Source organism: Rossellomorea vietnamensis (assembly GCF_025398035.1).
GTDB classification, from domain to species: domain Bacteria; phylum Bacillota; class Bacilli; order Bacillales; family Bacillaceae_B; genus Rossellomorea; species Rossellomorea vietnamensis_B.
The window spans coordinates 588,088-604,249 of sequence record NZ_CP104558.1 but is presented as its reverse complement, the minus strand read 5'-3'; the positions used below and the strand labels follow the sequence as shown (position 1 = coordinate 604,249).

General features: G+C 43.2%; 14 protein-coding genes. 11 read left to right on the top strand and 3 right to left on the bottom strand.

Going from position 1 to position 16,162, the window contains the following annotated elements; all coding sequences use genetic code 11:
* Positions 1 to 3 precede the first annotated feature (3 nt).
* From N5C46_RS03250 to N5C46_RS03210, 9 genes are all read left to right on the top strand, one after another.
* Positions 4 to 936 carry an ABC transporter permease gene (locus N5C46_RS03250; RefSeq protein WP_261750897.1) on the top strand — a complete coding sequence of 311 codons (933 nt, stop codon included), beginning with the start codon at positions 4 to 6 and terminating at the stop codon, positions 934 to 936.
* The gene (locus N5C46_RS03245) at positions 936 to 1,889 is read left to right on the top strand and encodes an ABC transporter permease (RefSeq protein WP_098440405.1); all 954 of its coding nucleotides are present in this window, start codon (positions 936 to 938) and stop codon (positions 1,887 to 1,889) included. Before N5C46_RS03250 ends, N5C46_RS03245 begins: the two co-directional genes overlap by 1 nt.
* A gap of 5 nt (positions 1,890 to 1,894) precedes the next feature.
* A complete protein-coding gene (locus N5C46_RS03240) occupies positions 1,895 to 2,908 on the top strand; it encodes an ABC transporter ATP-binding protein (RefSeq protein ID WP_261750896.1) in 1,014 nt (337 codons plus the stop codon).
* A 41-nt stretch (positions 2,909 to 2,949) separates the two neighbouring features.
* Positions 2,950 to 4,575, top strand: coding sequence for a peptide ABC transporter substrate-binding protein (locus N5C46_RS03235; protein WP_261750895.1), 1,626 nt, complete (start codon positions 2,950 to 2,952; stop codon positions 4,573 to 4,575).
* Positions 4,576 to 4,668: 93 nt separating this feature from the next.
* Positions 4,669 to 5,607, top strand: coding sequence for a S66 peptidase family protein (locus tag N5C46_RS03230; RefSeq protein WP_261750894.1), 939 nt, complete (start codon positions 4,669 to 4,671; stop codon positions 5,605 to 5,607).
* Positions 5,604 to 6,683 (top strand): mandelate racemase/muconate lactonizing enzyme family protein, encoded by a 1,080-nt coding sequence (locus N5C46_RS03225; protein ID WP_261750893.1) that lies wholly within the window; start codon positions 5,604 to 5,606, stop codon positions 6,681 to 6,683. Before N5C46_RS03230 ends, N5C46_RS03225 begins: the two co-directional genes overlap by 4 nt.
* A gap of 17 nt (positions 6,684 to 6,700) precedes the next feature.
* Positions 6,701 to 7,624: a C40 family peptidase gene (locus N5C46_RS03220; protein WP_261750892.1), complete on the top strand. Its 924-nt coding sequence runs from the start codon at positions 6,701 to 6,703 to the stop codon at positions 7,622 to 7,624.
* The gene (locus tag N5C46_RS03215) at positions 7,621 to 8,625 is read left to right on the top strand and encodes an ABC transporter ATP-binding protein (protein WP_261750891.1); all 1,005 of its coding nucleotides are present in this window, start codon (positions 7,621 to 7,623) and stop codon (positions 8,623 to 8,625) included. The genes N5C46_RS03220 and N5C46_RS03215 overlap by 4 nt, the downstream gene beginning before the upstream one ends.
* 68 nt (positions 8,626 to 8,693) lie before the next feature.
* Complete coding sequence (locus N5C46_RS03210) at positions 8,694 to 9,419, top strand: serine hydrolase (RefSeq protein ID WP_261750890.1); 726 nt, start codon at positions 8,694 to 8,696, stop codon at positions 9,417 to 9,419.
* A 75-nt stretch (positions 9,420 to 9,494) separates the two neighbouring features.
* Here the strand turns inward: N5C46_RS03210 and N5C46_RS03205 are convergent, their stop codons facing one another.
* Both N5C46_RS03205 and N5C46_RS03200 read right to left on the bottom strand, forming a co-directional pair.
* Positions 9,495 to 10,496: a DUF3231 family protein gene (locus tag N5C46_RS03205; RefSeq protein WP_261750889.1), complete on the bottom strand. Its 1,002-nt coding sequence runs from the start codon at positions 10,494 to 10,496 to the stop codon at positions 9,495 to 9,497.
* A 160-nt stretch (positions 10,497 to 10,656) separates the two neighbouring features.
* Complete coding sequence (locus N5C46_RS03200; RefSeq protein WP_261750888.1) at positions 10,657 to 11,481, bottom strand: STAS domain-containing protein; 825 nt, start codon at positions 11,479 to 11,481, stop codon at positions 10,657 to 10,659.
* 302 nt (positions 11,482 to 11,783) lie between these two features.
* Here N5C46_RS03200 and N5C46_RS03195 point away from each other — a divergent pair, with 302 nt between their 5' ends.
* A complete protein-coding gene (locus tag N5C46_RS03195; RefSeq protein ID WP_261750887.1) occupies positions 11,784 to 12,329 on the top strand; it encodes a helix-turn-helix domain-containing protein in 546 nt (181 codons plus the stop codon).
* A gap of 67 nt (positions 12,330 to 12,396) precedes the next feature.
* Here the strand turns inward: N5C46_RS03195 and N5C46_RS03190 are convergent, their stop codons facing one another.
* Positions 12,397 to 12,741, bottom strand: coding sequence for a DUF3889 domain-containing protein (locus N5C46_RS03190; protein WP_261750886.1), 345 nt, complete (start codon positions 12,739 to 12,741; stop codon positions 12,397 to 12,399).
* A 267-nt stretch (positions 12,742 to 13,008) separates the two neighbouring features.
* Here N5C46_RS03190 and N5C46_RS03185 point away from each other — a divergent pair, with 267 nt between their 5' ends.
* Positions 13,009 to 16,086: a GNAT family N-acetyltransferase gene (locus N5C46_RS03185; RefSeq protein ID WP_261750885.1), complete on the top strand. Its 3,078-nt coding sequence runs from the start codon at positions 13,009 to 13,011 to the stop codon at positions 16,084 to 16,086.
* Positions 16,087 to 16,162 lie beyond the last annotated feature (76 nt).

The window sequence follows — 16,162 nt, the reverse complement described above, 5'->3', positions numbered from 1 at the left end:
GCAATGAGTACATATTTATTGAAACGATTACTGGCCATGGTCATAACCCTCTGGCTGATTGTGACATTAACGTTTTTCCTGATGCATACCATACCCGGATCCCCCTTCAATGAGGAACGGAATACAAGTGAAATGGTACAACAAAATTTAGAAGCCCATTATCATTTGAACGAGCCCCTGATGGTACAGTATTTACTTTATTTAAAATCGCTTATTTCATTGGACTTTGGTCCTTCTATTACGCAGCCATCCCAAACAGTGAACGATTTGCTGGGGAGAGGATTTCCAATTTCATTTGAACTTGGTATGACAACACTAATCATCGCAGTGCTTTCAGGAATTATACTGGGGGTTTTGGCAGCCCTTAGGCATAATGGAATCATTGACTATATGGCAATGACATTTGCCGTACTTGGCATTTCAATTCCTAATTTCGTCATGGCCACATTATTGATTCAACAAGTGGCTGTAACGTGGGGAATCCTCCCGGTTGCGACATGGACAAGCTGGCGACACATGATTCTACCGACTCTTGCATTAGCCACTGGGCCCATGGCCATCATTGCCCGTCTTACCCGCTCCAGTATGCTGGAAGTGTTGACTCAGGATTATATACGTACAGCACGCGCTAAGGGATTGTCACCAGTCAAGATTGTCGTTAAGCATGCGTTGCGAAATGCATTGCTGCCGGTGGTCACTGTCCTGGGTACACTTGCTGCTGGGATCTTGACAGGAACCTTCGTCATTGAACAGATCTTTGCCATTCCGGGTATGGGAAAATACTTTGTCGAAAGCATTAATCAACGCGATTATCCCGTGATTATGGGAACAACGGTATTTTACAGTGCCTTTCTTATCGTCATGTTATTTTTAGTCGACCTGGCATATGGTTTCCTTGATCCACGGATAAAGTTACACAAGAAGGAGGCAAAATGATGGGGGTTCCAAATCAACAAGAGCCACTCGTGACTCCAGACGTGAGGGATGAATGGTTCACACCCAAGAAGAGGAATAAAGAGGATGCTGAAGCAGTGGTTAGACCGAGTCTTTCCTATTGGCAGGATGCCTGGAAGCGCCTCATGAAAAATAAACTGGCTATGCTTGGATTAGTATTCTTAACTGCACTAATCATTATGGCAGTCGTCGGCCCGATTATTTCTCCACACGATGTCACTAAGCAAACACTGTCCAATCAAAATCTGCCGCCTTCTGGTCAACACTGGTTTGGTACGGACGATATGGGAAGAGATGTATTTACCCGTACATGGTATGGAGCACGGATTTCGTTGTTCGTAGGGTTCATGGCAGCGCTTATCGACTTTGTGATTGGGATTGTATACGGTGGCATTGCAGGTTATAAAGGCGGAAAAACGGATAATGTCATGATGCGTATCGTTGAAATATTATACGGGTTACCATATCTGCTTGTCGTCATTCTATTGATGGTAGTTATGGGGCCTGGTCTCTTGACGATCATTGTAGCCTTAACGGTGACCGGGTGGATCGGAATGGCCAGGATCGTTAGGGGACAGGTGCTTCAGATTAAAAACTATGAATTTATTTTGGCTTCAAAAACATTCGGGACGAAAACTGCACGAATCATCAGAAAGAATCTGCTTCCTAATACAATGGGCCCGATTATCGTACAAATGACCTTGACGATACCCAGCGCGATCTTTGCTGAAGCTTTCTTAAGCTTCCTTGGACTCGGCATTCAAGCACCCTATGCAAGCTGGGGAGTGATGGCCAATGACGGCTTATCTACGATCCTATCCGGATACTGGTGGCGTTTATTCTTTCCTGCATTATTCATATCATTGACTATGTTTTCATTCAATGTGTTGGGAGACGGATTACAGGATGCACTGGATCCGAAATTAAGGAGGTAATCACCATGAGTAAAGTTTTATCAGTACAAGATCTCCATGTCTCCTTTACAACCTATGGTGGAGAAGTCAAGGCGGTCAGGGGAGTAAGCTTTGATTTACATAAGGGGGAGACGCTGGCGATTGTAGGCGAATCCGGATGCGGGAAGAGTGTGACATCACAAAGCATTATGAGACTGATCCCGAATCCACCCGGGAAAGTGACTGGCGGCAGAATCCTCTTTAAGGGAAGGGACCTTTTAAAGATAACCGAACCCCAAATGAGGAAAGTGCGTGGAGCCGATATTTCCATGATTTTTCAGGATCCGATGACGGCTCTTAATCCCACGCTGACCATTGGTGAACAAATCATGGAAGGGATTTTACAGCACAACGATGTATCCAAGAAAGAAGCGAAACAAAAAGCGATCGACATGCTTAAGCTTGTAAGCATTCCAAATCCGGAGGAGAGATTGAAGCAGTATCCTCATCAATTCAGCGGGGGGATGCGGCAGCGTATTGTGATTGCCATGTCCCTAGTATGTGAACCCGATGTCTTAATTGCGGATGAGCCGACAACGGCCCTTGATGTTACTATACAAGCCCAAATACTTGAATTGTTTAAAGAGATCCAGAAGAAGACGGGTGTATCGATTATTTTAATCACGCATGATTTGGGAGTCGTGGCTCAAGTGGCTGACCGGATTGCCGTCATGTATGCAGGGAAAATAGTAGAAGAAGGAAACAGGAGAGAAATTTTTTATCACTCTCAACATCCATATACTCAAGGGCTGCTGGGATCCGTCCCAAGGCTGGATCTTGATGGGGAAGACCTGATACCGATTCCCGGTTCTCCGCCAGATCTCTTTTCTCCGCCTGTCGGGTGCCCATTTGTCCCACGTTGTGAAAAAGCCATGGAAGTATGCGACCGTGTGTATCCCGTAAAGACACAATTAACGGACGAACACCATGTCGACTGCTGGCTCCAGGATAAACGAGCCAACCAAGTGAAGCTTTCATCGGTCAGCTTAACCATTCGTTAAATTGATCGTTTGATAGAAAAATAGAATAAGAGGGGGAAATTATGAAAAAGCTATTATCGGTCTTTCTAGTAGGGATGCTCCTGTTCATGTTGGCAGCTTGTACGGCCACGAAGGACGCAGGCAGTGAGTCAAGCAGTGGGGACAGTAAGAAAGAAGACACAGGAAAGGTCCTTCACCTGAATAATGGAGCAGAACCAACGTCGTTCGATCCACCAATCGGTTTTGATTCCTATTCCTGGACAGCATTGAACAATCTAATGGAAGGGATGACCCGTCTAAATGCCAATCATGAACCTGAAGCTGCCATGGCTGAAAAATGGGATGTTTCAGAAGATGGGAAAGTATATACCTTCCACATCAGGGACAATGCAAAATGGTCAAACGGTGATGATGTCACTGCCGGAGATTTTGTATTCGCGTGGAAACGCCTATTAAATCCAGACACAGGTTCACCGGCTGCTTTCCTCGGATATTTCATTGAAGGTGGAGAGGCATTCAACACCGGAAAGGGTTCAGCTGACGATGTGAAAGTTGCGGCGAAAGATGATAAAACATTCGAGGTCACACTGACAAGTCCACAAGCCTATTTCTTGAGCGTCATTGCAAATCCTGCATTCTTCCCGATCAATGAAAAGGTAGCTACTGAGAATCCGGAATGGTTTGCAGAAGCGGATACGTTCGTTGCCAACGGGCCGTTCAAACTGACGGAATGGGAGCATGACAGCCATTTCGTCATGGAAAAGAATGATCAATATTGGGATAAAGACTCAGTGAAATTGGATAAAGTTCACTGGGCCATGGTAAACGATACCAATACGGATTATCAATTATACAAAACTGGTGAACTGGATACAGCTGACGTACCGGCGGATTTAAGTAAACAGTTATTTGAAGAAGGGAAAGTGAATGTGGAAGACCAGGCAGGAACGTATTTCTATCGTTTCAATTTAGAAAAAGAGCCTTTTCAAAATCAAAATATCCGAAAAGCATTCGCCATGGCTGTCGACCAACAGCAAATGGTTGACTTTGTAACAAAAAATAAAGAAAAACCAGCTTACGGATTCGTTTCAAAAGGATTTAAAGATCCATCAGGTAAGGACTTCCGTGAAGCAAACGGAGACTTGGTGAAAACGGATGTGGAAGAAGCAAAAGCCCTCTTAAAGAAGGGTATGGAAGAAGAGGGATACGACAAACTACCGGAAGTCACTTTAACATACAGCACAAGTGATACTCATCAAAAAATTGCTGAAGCTCTTCAACAAATGTTCAAGGAGAACTTAGATGTTGATGTGAAGTTAGCCAATATGGAGTGGAACGTATTCCAGGATGAACAAAAGGCTTTGAAGTTCCAGTTATCTCGTAGTTCTTTCTTAGCAGACTATGCTGATCCGATCAACTTCCTGGAAAACTTCCAGACAGGACATTCCATGAACCGCACAGGATGGAGTAATGAGAATTATGACAAGCTAATCCAGCAAGCCAAGAATGAAGCGGATGAAGCAAAACGATTCGACATGATGTATGAAGCAGAAAAAATTCTAATGGATGAAATGCCGATCATCCCGATTCACTTCTACAATCATGTGTATCTACAAAATGAAGATGTGACAGGCATCGTCCGTCACCCGGTCGGCTACATGGAATTAAAATGGGCTGATAAAAAATAAGGATAGTAAAACTGGATGAGTGGAGGGGCGCGTCGGCACACTTTAAGGCCATGCGCCCACTCCCTCTTTTTCTACGAAAGGGGTCCAAAACGGATGTTGATGAAACCTTCTAAACTGAAAATAGGGGATAAGGTAGGGGTCATAGCTCCTGCCAGCCCGCCAAAATCAGAACCATTGAAAAAAGGAATCCGGTTCCTTGAAGATTTAGGATTGAAAGTAAAGGTTGGGAACTCGGTACATAAGAAATATGGGTACTTAGCAGGTAACGACACAGAGAGGATCGAAGATATCCATAAGATGTTTTCAGATTCGGATGTAAAAGCCATTTTCTGTGCATGTGGAGGTTTTGGAACGGGACGTATTGTTTCAAGATTGGATTTCGAACTGATCCGCCAAAACCCAAAAATTTTTTGGGGATATAGTGATATTACTTTTTTACATACGGCCATTCATCAACAAACAGGTCTCGTGACCTTCCATGGACCGATGCTAAGTTCCGATATCGGACTCGAGGACGTCCATGAAGCCTCAAAGGAATCCTTCCAACAGTTGTTTCATACGGAAAATTTTGACTATACGTATGACAAAACCAAACTTGAGACGGTCTCAGAAGGCGTAGCGACCGGCCACGTGATCGGCGGGAACCTCACCCTGCTTGTGAGCACATTGGGGACACCCTTCGAAGTGAATACCAAGGGAAAGATCTTTTTTATTGAAGATATCGACGAGGAACCCTATCAAGTCGACCGAATGCTGAATCAGTTGAAAATGGCCCACAAATTCAAAGATGCTTCCGGAATCATCATTGGTGACTTTAAGAACTGTGAGCCTAAGAAACGCGAACGTTCCCTGACTCTTGATGAGGTTCTGACAGAACATATCGCAAGTACAGGAAAACCTGCACTAAAAGGTTTTAATATCGGACATTCATCACCTAATATTGCCATCCCGGTGGGCAGCATTGGAACAATGAATACATTTGAACATTCATTTATAATCGAATCAGGCATAAGCGAGGGTGAGAACGAGTGAAGATCCATCAACTTGAAACGTTCAGGACAGCCGTGCCTTTACATACCCCTTTTAAGACCGCTTTACGTACGGTGACAGTGGCGGAAGCCATCGTTGTTAAACTGACTTGCGACAACGGGATTATCGGCTGGGGAGAGGCACCTCCGACCGTGGTGATCACGGGAGAAAGTTTATCCAGCATCGAACACAGTATACAACAAGTAATCAAACCCGCGATAATAGGCAAAAACCTATTAAACCATGAGAATCTTTTTCAACATCTGCATTCGTTACTCATCATGAATACTAGTGCGAAGGCTGCAGTGGATATGGCCATTTATGATTGCCTGGCTCAACATTGTCAATTGCCACTCTATCAATTTTTGGGAGGGTACAGGCATGAGCTTGAGACAGATTACACGGTGAGTGTGAACAGCCCGAAGGAAATGGGTAATGATGCAGCGGATTATGTTAATAAAGGCTTTGATGTACTGAAAGTGAAAGTAGGCAAAGATGAAATCGAAACAGATATAAAAAGAATTCACGAAATCCGCCAACGGATCGGATACGATGTCAAAATTCGCCTGGATGCCAATCAGGGATGGGAATCAAAAGCGGCAGTCAGAGCGATTCGCAAGATGGAGGATCTTGACCTGAATATTGAATTAGTTGAGCAGCCAGTGCCTGCACATGACATTGAAGGCTTGAAGAGGGTCACGGATGAGGTTGAAACCCTGATCATGGCTGATGAAAGTGTGTTCACTCCATATCAAGCCTTTGAAGTATTAAAGTCCCGAAGTGCAGATCTGATCAATATTAAACTCATGAAAGCGGGTGGAATCTACCAGGCTCAGAAAATAAACGATCTAGCAGAAGTTTGCGGGGTCGAATGTATGGTCGGCAGCATGATCGAAACCAGACTGGGAATAACGGCTGCGGCTCACTTTGCGGCAAGCAGGAAAAACGTCACTCGATTTGATTTCGATGCACCACTTATGTTGGCTGACGATATTGTAGTGGGTGGGATCCGTTATAACGGTCGTAGGATTACTATGCCGACAAAAGCCGGTCTCGGCATAGAGAGAGTAAAAGTATGAATAGAGGGGGAAATCAAATGACAACAAAGGCGCAAATAGCAGTACCTGTAGCAACTCTATGGACAACTCGGGATTCCGCACGTGACTTGGATACACCCGCAATAACCAATCCTGCTCACATTACAGATTGGTTGGACTCCTTAACTTATGATACGCGCTTAGCACTTTGTGATGAGAACCGTATACAATCTCAAGCCTTATTCGGTGAGGAGGTATACGTGTTGGAAGAGAGTAACGGTTGGTCCCATGTCCTCATACCTGATCAATCATCTTCAAAGGACGATCGCGGATATCCTGGCTGGATTCCGAGTGTTCAGCTATTACCCGGAGAGTCATCCCAAGCGGACACATATGCCATTGTAATAAGTAAATTCACAGACTTACTCAATAAGGAGAATGAAGCTGAATTAGAACTCAGCTTTCAAACCATTTTGCCGATTGTGAAAGAGCATGATGATTTGATACAAGTGGAGACTCCTTTGGGCACAAGGTTCTTAAGGCAGACAGATATTATGGTATCTACATCGAGAGTGAATGATCGAAGGGGAAGCGGCCAGGACATTGTCTCATCCGGAGAATTATTCCTTGATCTTCCTTATTTATGGGGCGGGATGTCAAGCTACGGGTTTGATTGCTCTGGGTTCAGCTACACGATGTGCAAAACCCAGGGGTACTTGATTCCACGGGATGCAAATGACCAGGCGAAGGAAGGGAAAGAGGTACCGTTGGATCGCTTATTGCCTGGTGATCTCCTGTTCTTCGCATACGAGGAAGGAAAAGGCAGCATTCATCACGTTGCCATCTATTATGGTGAAGGTAAGATGATACACTCCCCCAACACCGGTAAAACAATAGAGATTCTATCATTGAATGGAACGTATTATGAAAAAGAGTTGTGCGCAGCCAGACGCTACTGGGAAGAAACGGAGGGACCCCGATGACAAATCATACGTTGCTTGAAGTGAAAGAATTGAAAAAGTACTTCCACCTGGAAAAAGGAAAGACATTGAAAGCTGTGGACGGTATTTCATTTGATATTTACAAGGGAGAGACCTTCGGATTAGTGGGGGAATCCGGTTGTGGAAAGTCCACGACCGGTCGCACCATTATCGGATTGTACGACCGGACTGAAGGTGAGGTCTTATATGATGGTAAAAACGTGCACAGGTTTTCCGAAAAGGAAAAACAATCATTTTATCGGAATATGCAGATGATCTTCCAAGACCCATATGCTTCTCTGAACCCCCGCTCTACCGTAAGGGAAATCATAGCTGAACCTATGGAGGCAAACAACTTATTCAAGGATAAAAGAAAGCAGATGGAACGCATCTATCAACTTCTGGAGGACGTAGGGCTTAATCGTGATCATGCCAATCGTTATCCCCACGAATTCAGTGGGGGGCAGCGTCAACGTATTGGCATCGCAAGGGCACTTGCACTTGATCCGGATTTCATTATTGCAGACGAGCCAATTTCTGCACTTGATGTTTCTGTACAGGCACAAATTGTAAACTTATTAACGAAACTGCAAAAAGAAAAGGGCTTGACCTTTCTATTTATTGCACATGACCTTTCGATGGTCAAACATATCAGTAACCGTATAGGTGTGATGTATCTAGGTCATATCGTTGAACTTACCGAGAGTAAAGAGTTATATAAGAAACCTCTTCACCCCTATACTCAGGCATTGCTTTCCGCGATCCCGATTCCCGATCCGGATGTGGAGGATTCACGTGAAAGGATGATCATACAGGGGGAAATTCCAAGTCCGATCAATCCCCCGACTGGCTGTGTGTTCAGAACCCGCTGTCCGGCAGCGATGGAAGCGTGTGCCACCCATAAACCTAAATGGCAGGAAGTAGAGGAAAAGCATTTTGTAGCTTGTCACCTTTACGACAAGGAAATCACTAAAGAACATGACGAAGTGGCAGTCACTAAGTAAAGGGAATGAAGAATGTTCTAGAATATAAAATCAGGGAGATAATGGCACGTAGTAACGGGAGGGTGAGTGTGGCCGTTGAGCTTCCAACTCACTCCTTCCACATCGATGGGGACCGCTCTTATTCTGCTGCCAGCTTAATTAAGATCCCCATTTTACTCGAAGTTTTCCGTCAAGCACAGGAAGGGGACATTTCCCTTAGTGATAAAGTTACGATTCCTAAAGAGGGGAGAGTTGGCGGGGCTGGAGTTCTTGTATCACTTTCAGATCAACTTACCCTTACTATAGAGGACCTTGTTACTCTTATGATCATCGTTTCCGATAATACAGCCACAAATCTCCTTATCGATCGGCTTGGTTCGATTGCCATACAAGAGCTTTGCCATACATTTAAATTAAAGCATACCAGGCTTCTTAGGAAAATGATGGATTTCGAAGCAATGGAGCATGGGGTGAATAACTATACCTCGGCACTCGATATCATTACCTGTTTGAAGGTATTGGACATTGGTAAGGAATACAGTCAGACGAGCAGGGGGAAAATGCTTTATATTTTAGGGCAGCAACAATTTGATACCAAACTCCCATCGAGGATGGACCAGGAAAAGGTATATATCGGAAATAAGACAGGAGAATTGCCCGGGATTGAACATGATTGCGCCATTATCAAGTTCCGGGAGAAAACGGCTTATATAGCGGTACTTATCGATGGGCTAGGTGAAACCGAATCAGGGAAAGACACGATCGCTCAGATCGGGGAATTGATTTACGATTTTTTAATCAAAGATAACAGCTAAAAAAGCAGGTAAGCCATATGAATGATGGCACATCTGCTTTTTCTGTTTTATGGAAAAAAATAAAAACAATACAAACTATTTAAATAGCTTATTTCGATCCTCCATACTTGGAGGCTGTTCCATCCAACCGTTCTTTGCCATTATTTTACCTCCGTCATGTCCATAAGCTAAGATGTCCTTTGCAGTCGAAGCCAGCTTGACTGGAAGATCGCTGCGTAAGCTGAAAGCAGTTCCCAGGGCATTGCTCCCCAAACCGAAATTAGTGAAAAGGGAGGTGCAATACATCATGAGCTTATCTGAAAAAGGCGCAACCGTTGAATCGGTTGCTCTCGCTCCGGATGTAGAAGGGGCTTGGACATCACTTTCCAGCAGCACTTTAGAATAGTCGCTTACGATTTTCTTTGATAATTCTTTTCCTTTAATGAAGTATTTCTTCACTTCCGATTCATTTGCCACCTGGGCAAAGCCCGTCATCATCTGCATTCCTAACGTATTTGATTCAATCCCAAAATAAAGGTAGGCAACTTCAACCGTATTCAACGCCCTTTTATCCGAAAAGATATTGAAACCATCCATATAATTAGGACTTTGAGCAAATTCGATGGATTTTGGGAGTGTCACAGCAGGAGGCCCGGGTAAAACATCCTTTTCCCGCAAGTAGTCCATGCACTTTTCGTAAACAGATTGAGTGAAGCCTGTCAACCCTTTGTATAAGATGATGAGATTTTTCCGGTATGACATATTGAGGTGTAACGTATGTAAACCCATACTGATGGCTTTAAGCTGCCTAAGAAACACGATATCGAAGTGGTGATCAAATAGTTTAGGAACTCCGGGATTGACATCCTCTTCGTTAAACCCGGCTGGAATCACACATCCCTCCTCTTCGAATAAAGAGGTGAGCCTTCCGACGTATTCTTTCACATTTGTATGTGTATCAACCAGGATATGTTTTGCTTCCTCATCGTCCGCCTTCTCTATGAAATACTCCAGTATGCGCTGAGTCATTGTCTTTTGTTGATATGTCATCCATAAAGTAGCAAGCTCACTTGAACATAACGCTTTCTTAACAGTCATGCACACCATCCTTTTTTCAATCATTTCATTCCGAGTTCATTAAAGTGCCCGGAAATTTCTTACCCTCATTTTCCCTCCTGAACTAGAAAATTATTCTCTCATGAATAAGATAGCGAAGTCATAGTTGAGTTGTGATGGAGTATGAAAAAGCAAAAGCACCCTAACCCATATGGATGCTCTTGCTCTTTTGTAAATGTATGAGGGCTGTATGGAGACTGGCGAATGTTGGGATATGCGTGATAACAATTCCCAGATTAACCATGGTTTGGGCAATTTCTGGTCGGATCCCTGTCAAAACTGCCTGAATTCCGGCTAGTTTAAGGGCGGCCACCACTTTAAATAATTGGTCTGCAACCATCGTGTCAACAACCGTAACACCCGATAGATCAATGATCAGATAGTGTAAACCCATTGCTGACCCTTTTGTGAGGGCCCTTTCCATTAAATCTTTCGATCGTGAGGCATCAATGTCTCCAATGAGTGGAAGAATGGCAATCGAATTGGTCACCTTTACGATGGGGATGGACAGTTCAGCACTGATCGAATCCGAAAGGGGGTGAGAATAAGCGATCGTGATTCGAAAAATGGCCCGGTCCACCCCTGAATGAAAGTGAGAAAGTAAATCGTAGAACGTTTCAATCGACAGCTCTTGATCGATCGCCTCTGCTTTAATCACTTCTCCGATCATTTTGCGAAAGTAATGCAGATCGTTTATCGCGACTTCAAGAGAAACGTCCAGCTGCTTGAATAGCGTAACAGAAGAACAAGCCCACTTTTCGATGTTTCCCAGATGCTTAGCCATTCGCAATGCATCAGCCAGTACCTCGATGGAATCGCCTCTCCACTTTCTAAGGGATACTTCGACAATATTTGAATAGGAAGTGTCTATATTCTCTCTTTCCTGTATCAGCCCTGATTTTGACTCGACGATACGATTAATGAAATCTAGATATTTATCTTCGTCCTGAACGGCCTTCATCGGCATATGATAACCTCCTACTATTAATCAACTTTGAGGGTTGTCTAATTATGTAAATATATTTGGAAAAAAGAATAGAGGTAACGTTGGATTTTATGTTATGATTTTCAGTAAAGAGTACAAAAGCAATGTTACTATTTGAGGAAGTAAGGTGTTTCATTGAAGAGGTGAAGGAATGATGCTTGATATATTCCTACCTATTTATTATACAGAAGATTCGAACGCAAAAAAGTGTCTGTTTAGACACTTTCTAACATACAGTATTGATTAGTTATTCTGTCATTATGGTTCAGAAGGGGGATTGAGGGTTGAATAAAAGAACTTGGCTTACTAAGTTGAGAAAAAGGAAAAAGATGACCCAGCAGGAAGTAGCTGCAAAAGCCTTTATTGAAAGATCCTATTATGCCCAAATTGAAAATGGAATCCGGAAACCCAGTGCTGAAGTAACAATCAAGTTAGGTCAAGTGCTGGATTTTCATGCTTCAAGTTTTAACCTGGAGGAGAATCCATTTTCCATCGCCTTACAAAATGCCCCTGTCATACTGGCTCACTGTGATACACAATTACGGTATACATGGATTTTTAATACTCCTGACCTCATTCCCGAAGAACATATCGGAAAAACAGATGTGGAGCTGGATGATAATGAAGGGAATCGTGCCCTGATGAAACTGAAAGAAGAAGTATTGATTGAAAAAATGCCCATCAGTCGAGTCATTACCCTTCCGTTGCCATCTGGTGAGATCTCATACAATGTTTACGCTCACCCCCTTCTAAACGAGGATGGTGCCATTATTGGAGTTGCCACTGCTTCAACCGAAATACATAAGGACAAACCTAATGAAGAGATCTAAGTTATATGAGTGTGAAAGTAGCAAAAAGAGATCGAAGGATGAAGAATCCTTCGATCTCTTTTTTAAACTATCGATCCGTTTCCCTAAACTTAATATCAAGGAGTTTTTCGCTTTCCGTTTCAAACTGAATATCAATAAACACTCCGAATTCTTTACCATTCTGCCTTAACCATAACTTGAACTTTTCGGTTGAAATCTTCGTTCCATACTCTTTTCCAATGTGAAGGTAATCCACGATCTCAGCATTCGGATACCTTTCTTTCGTTTTTCTCACAGCCAGACTTCCCCATTTGGCATAGGACGGAATTTCCTGCTGGGCATGAAGAATATGAGTACCGTCTCCGCTTGACAAATTCGGTATGACCATCAAACAAAGAACAATTGAAACTACCCGGATCAATTTCAAAAGCATTACCCTCTTTTTATCTTGTAGGTTGTCTTGTCTGTCTGAAATTATTCCCTTTTTCTGATATCAAGATCATATGAAGACAAATGAATTATTTTTTTAGTTAGAATATTCTTTACTTAATCCGCATAAAATCTTACACTGTGGATGTGGGAAGAAAATCTTTCCAACATACTGAAAGGAGGCGATGACGATGATTTCAATCGTCGATGCAAGTCAAAATATCAATGATTATGAGGTTCTTTCAATTAAAACATAGCTTGGGAGGATATTATGAAGACAACGCTTCAGCAAGTGAAAATCGTAGAATATCATGAAGGATTAGCAAAAGGAATCGCCAAAATGTGGAATGAAAGCCGGGAAAACTGGGGCGGGGATTCCACCGTTACAACAGAACAGGATGTTAAGGACAAGGAAGAGAGTTCCACCAATCTTCATTTATTTTTAGCCATGGTAGGGGACGAGGTTGCAGGATACTGCGGACTTTCCGAATATCGTGAGGATGTCGGTGCATTATACATTCCGTTACTGAATGTCCACCCTAAGTATCAAGGGTTGAAGATAGGCAAACAGCTTGTCTTAAAAGCGATTGAGAAAACGGTGGAATTACAATGGCCACGACTAGACTTGTTTACCTGGCCTGGAAATACAAAAGCTGTGCCACTTTATAAAAAATGTGGATTTTTCTGGGAAGACCGTGATGATACCGTTCATTTAATGAATTTCATCCCAATGGTGCTTCAACTCGATCTGTTGAAGCCTTTTTTTGAGAAACATGATTGGTATCAGACGAGTCAGCGTTTAATTGAAGTCAAACCGGATGCTCTAAAGGTTAATGAACACACGTATTATGAATACAAGTGGGAAGCAGATGAAGAGTTTGTCCGCATTCAATTTGAACGAACAGGACGAGGCATTCGTTTAATTGAAACACAGGATTATTTAGTTCAAATGAACGTACCGGAATTCAAACTTCTGGAAAATGAAGACCATTATGTAAGCTATCATGTTGAAAATCGCAGCAAAGAACCGATTGAAGTTTCAATAAAAGGTGTTTCCTCATCGATAGCTGAACATGATTTCGAAGATACCTTTCAGGTCGAAAACAAATGGATCAGGGATTATACTGCCAAGGTTTCTATGCCTCAAAGTGACCCAGGTCCATGGAAAACCCACCCCACGATAGGGGCTGAAATCAACATAAATAATCAAGCCCTTCAGCTGGAAATGGGGGTATACCCTAAGCAGGCAGGCAAAGTGAACGTAAGATCTGTTAAAAAGAATTGGAGACCTCACAGTAAGGGAATCGTTTATCTCGACCTCGAAAGTCAGGTGGGCGAAGATACCACTTGGACAGTCAAATTGCCTGAGAATAAAGTGATTTCCTGGGAAGAATCTGAGGTGAACGAGAGAATAGGCGCAAATGGGAGAGTTTCCATCCCGATCCCTGTGCAACTGTTAAAAAATGGGTTTTTATCCGAAGAAATTATTGTAGAGGTCAACTGGGAAGACGGACACATCTCTCCCTTTACGACTACATTGAAATTTGCATTTCCCGGGTTCGGGGCAAAATTCGGCGGAGAAACAGACGAGCACTGGTTTGGATATAATGGACCGCACTATGTAGAGATCGAAAAAAGAAATCATATGGTGAAAATCGGCTCCACTGCTTTCACCAGGGATCCCATTTCCTTTTTCACTCCCAAATTGGGAAAACCATATAGCGAAGAGTTTTCAAAAAAAGAAGCCTCATCCATTGAATTCATCGAGTTACCTGAGGCATTGGTTGTGAAAACATCACTCATATCAGCAGCCTTTCCTTCCATACTACTCAATTCATATTTCAAGATATATGGAGAGGGATTAGTGGAAGTCAAGCACGAGGTTGTCAATACAGGAGATCAGGAAAAGAAGAAGCTTTCTTTGCTTCAGCCGGTGTTCACTAGTCTGGAAGGGTTGTCAGTACCTCAGAATGAAGGGGTCTTGAAGTGTAATGAGTCCCTGGTTCCATTCGTCGAGTATATTGATGATAAAGCTATTTCAGAGCGATGGTTGTTTCTCGAAGCATCAATAGGGGATACAATCGGTTTATCCTGGCCTGAGAATGCCATTGCCAGAAAAGATGATTGGCGAATGGGTTTGGAATATGATATTGATTTGATTCCTGCACATGAGGAGCTATGTTTAGGTCCGATCCAGGTTGGGATCAACACTTCAAAACACTGGTCGAAGTGGCGTGAATTCATTGTAGGGGATGAAACCGAGCGGAAGGAACTCCCTCTTTATACTTTTGGAAAAGCAAATGGAGATGTTGTTTCTACTATCGGTGCCCTAGAGGAATATTCATTCAATTCCATGATGACGCCTTATATTCAGGGAACTTTAACTGTTGGGCACGAGGGTGGTACGCTTGTGAAAGAAGTATTAAAAGATGATGCTCTCACTCAAGTGACTGTGGAACTTGAACATAATTCCCCTGGAGTAAAATGGATCTCCGGAGATTTTTCATCTAAGAGTCAAACGGCGAGGGTGGATTCCTTGCAATTTGTTAAAGGAAAAAACGATGTGAAGATCGGACAACATGATGGTATTTGGTCTGTTGATAATGGGGTTGTGTCGTTTAAGGCCTCTTCTGATTATTATCCGGGCATTTATTCATTAAGTTTAAATGGAAGGGAAGCACTCCATCATCAATACCCGACCCCGGGACCCCGTGCCTGGTGGAACCCTTGGGGCGGTGGGATTGCATACTCCTTCCGAAATATCAGTGCGTATTCCATGCTGAAAGAGAAGACAACGATTGATTCAGTGACGAAGGTGGACCATAACGGTCAGCGTTGGTCAGGCCTCTGTTTAACAACAGAGTTTAAGCAGCATGAGAAAATGAAAGGCGTCATTCTTCGGCAATACGCCTTGACCCTGCCGGAAGTACCGGTGCTTACCGTTTATGCAGAAATTCATCAACATTCAGGGCAAACGATTGAGAAAGAATTACTCGATCTGGATGCTTTCTTCAAGCTGGGAGAAACGTTACAAACCAGTTACATTACACTTCCTACGGAAGGAATCTTTCATAAATACTATGGGGGAGCGGAAGAATTCGTCTTAAGGGATACACCGTTTGTCGTGTTGGGGTCTGACGAACGGGAAGAGATGATAACGTTTGTTCATCCTGCTAATAGAAAGATGTCAGAAGCGTATATTAACCAAGACGCGCTTTTAGTAGCATCCACTAAAGAGTGGTCTGCTCCCACAGGGGAAATCATAAAGGTAGATCCAAGTATTCTCTTCTACGGTGAACTGAAGGATCCCCAAAGCATTAAAGCATTACACAAGATCAAATTCAGTTAATTCAGCACGAACTTGCCTGCAGTGCAGGCAGGTTCGTGTTTTTTAGAGGGGAGGGACGGACCTCCAAAATGTGTTT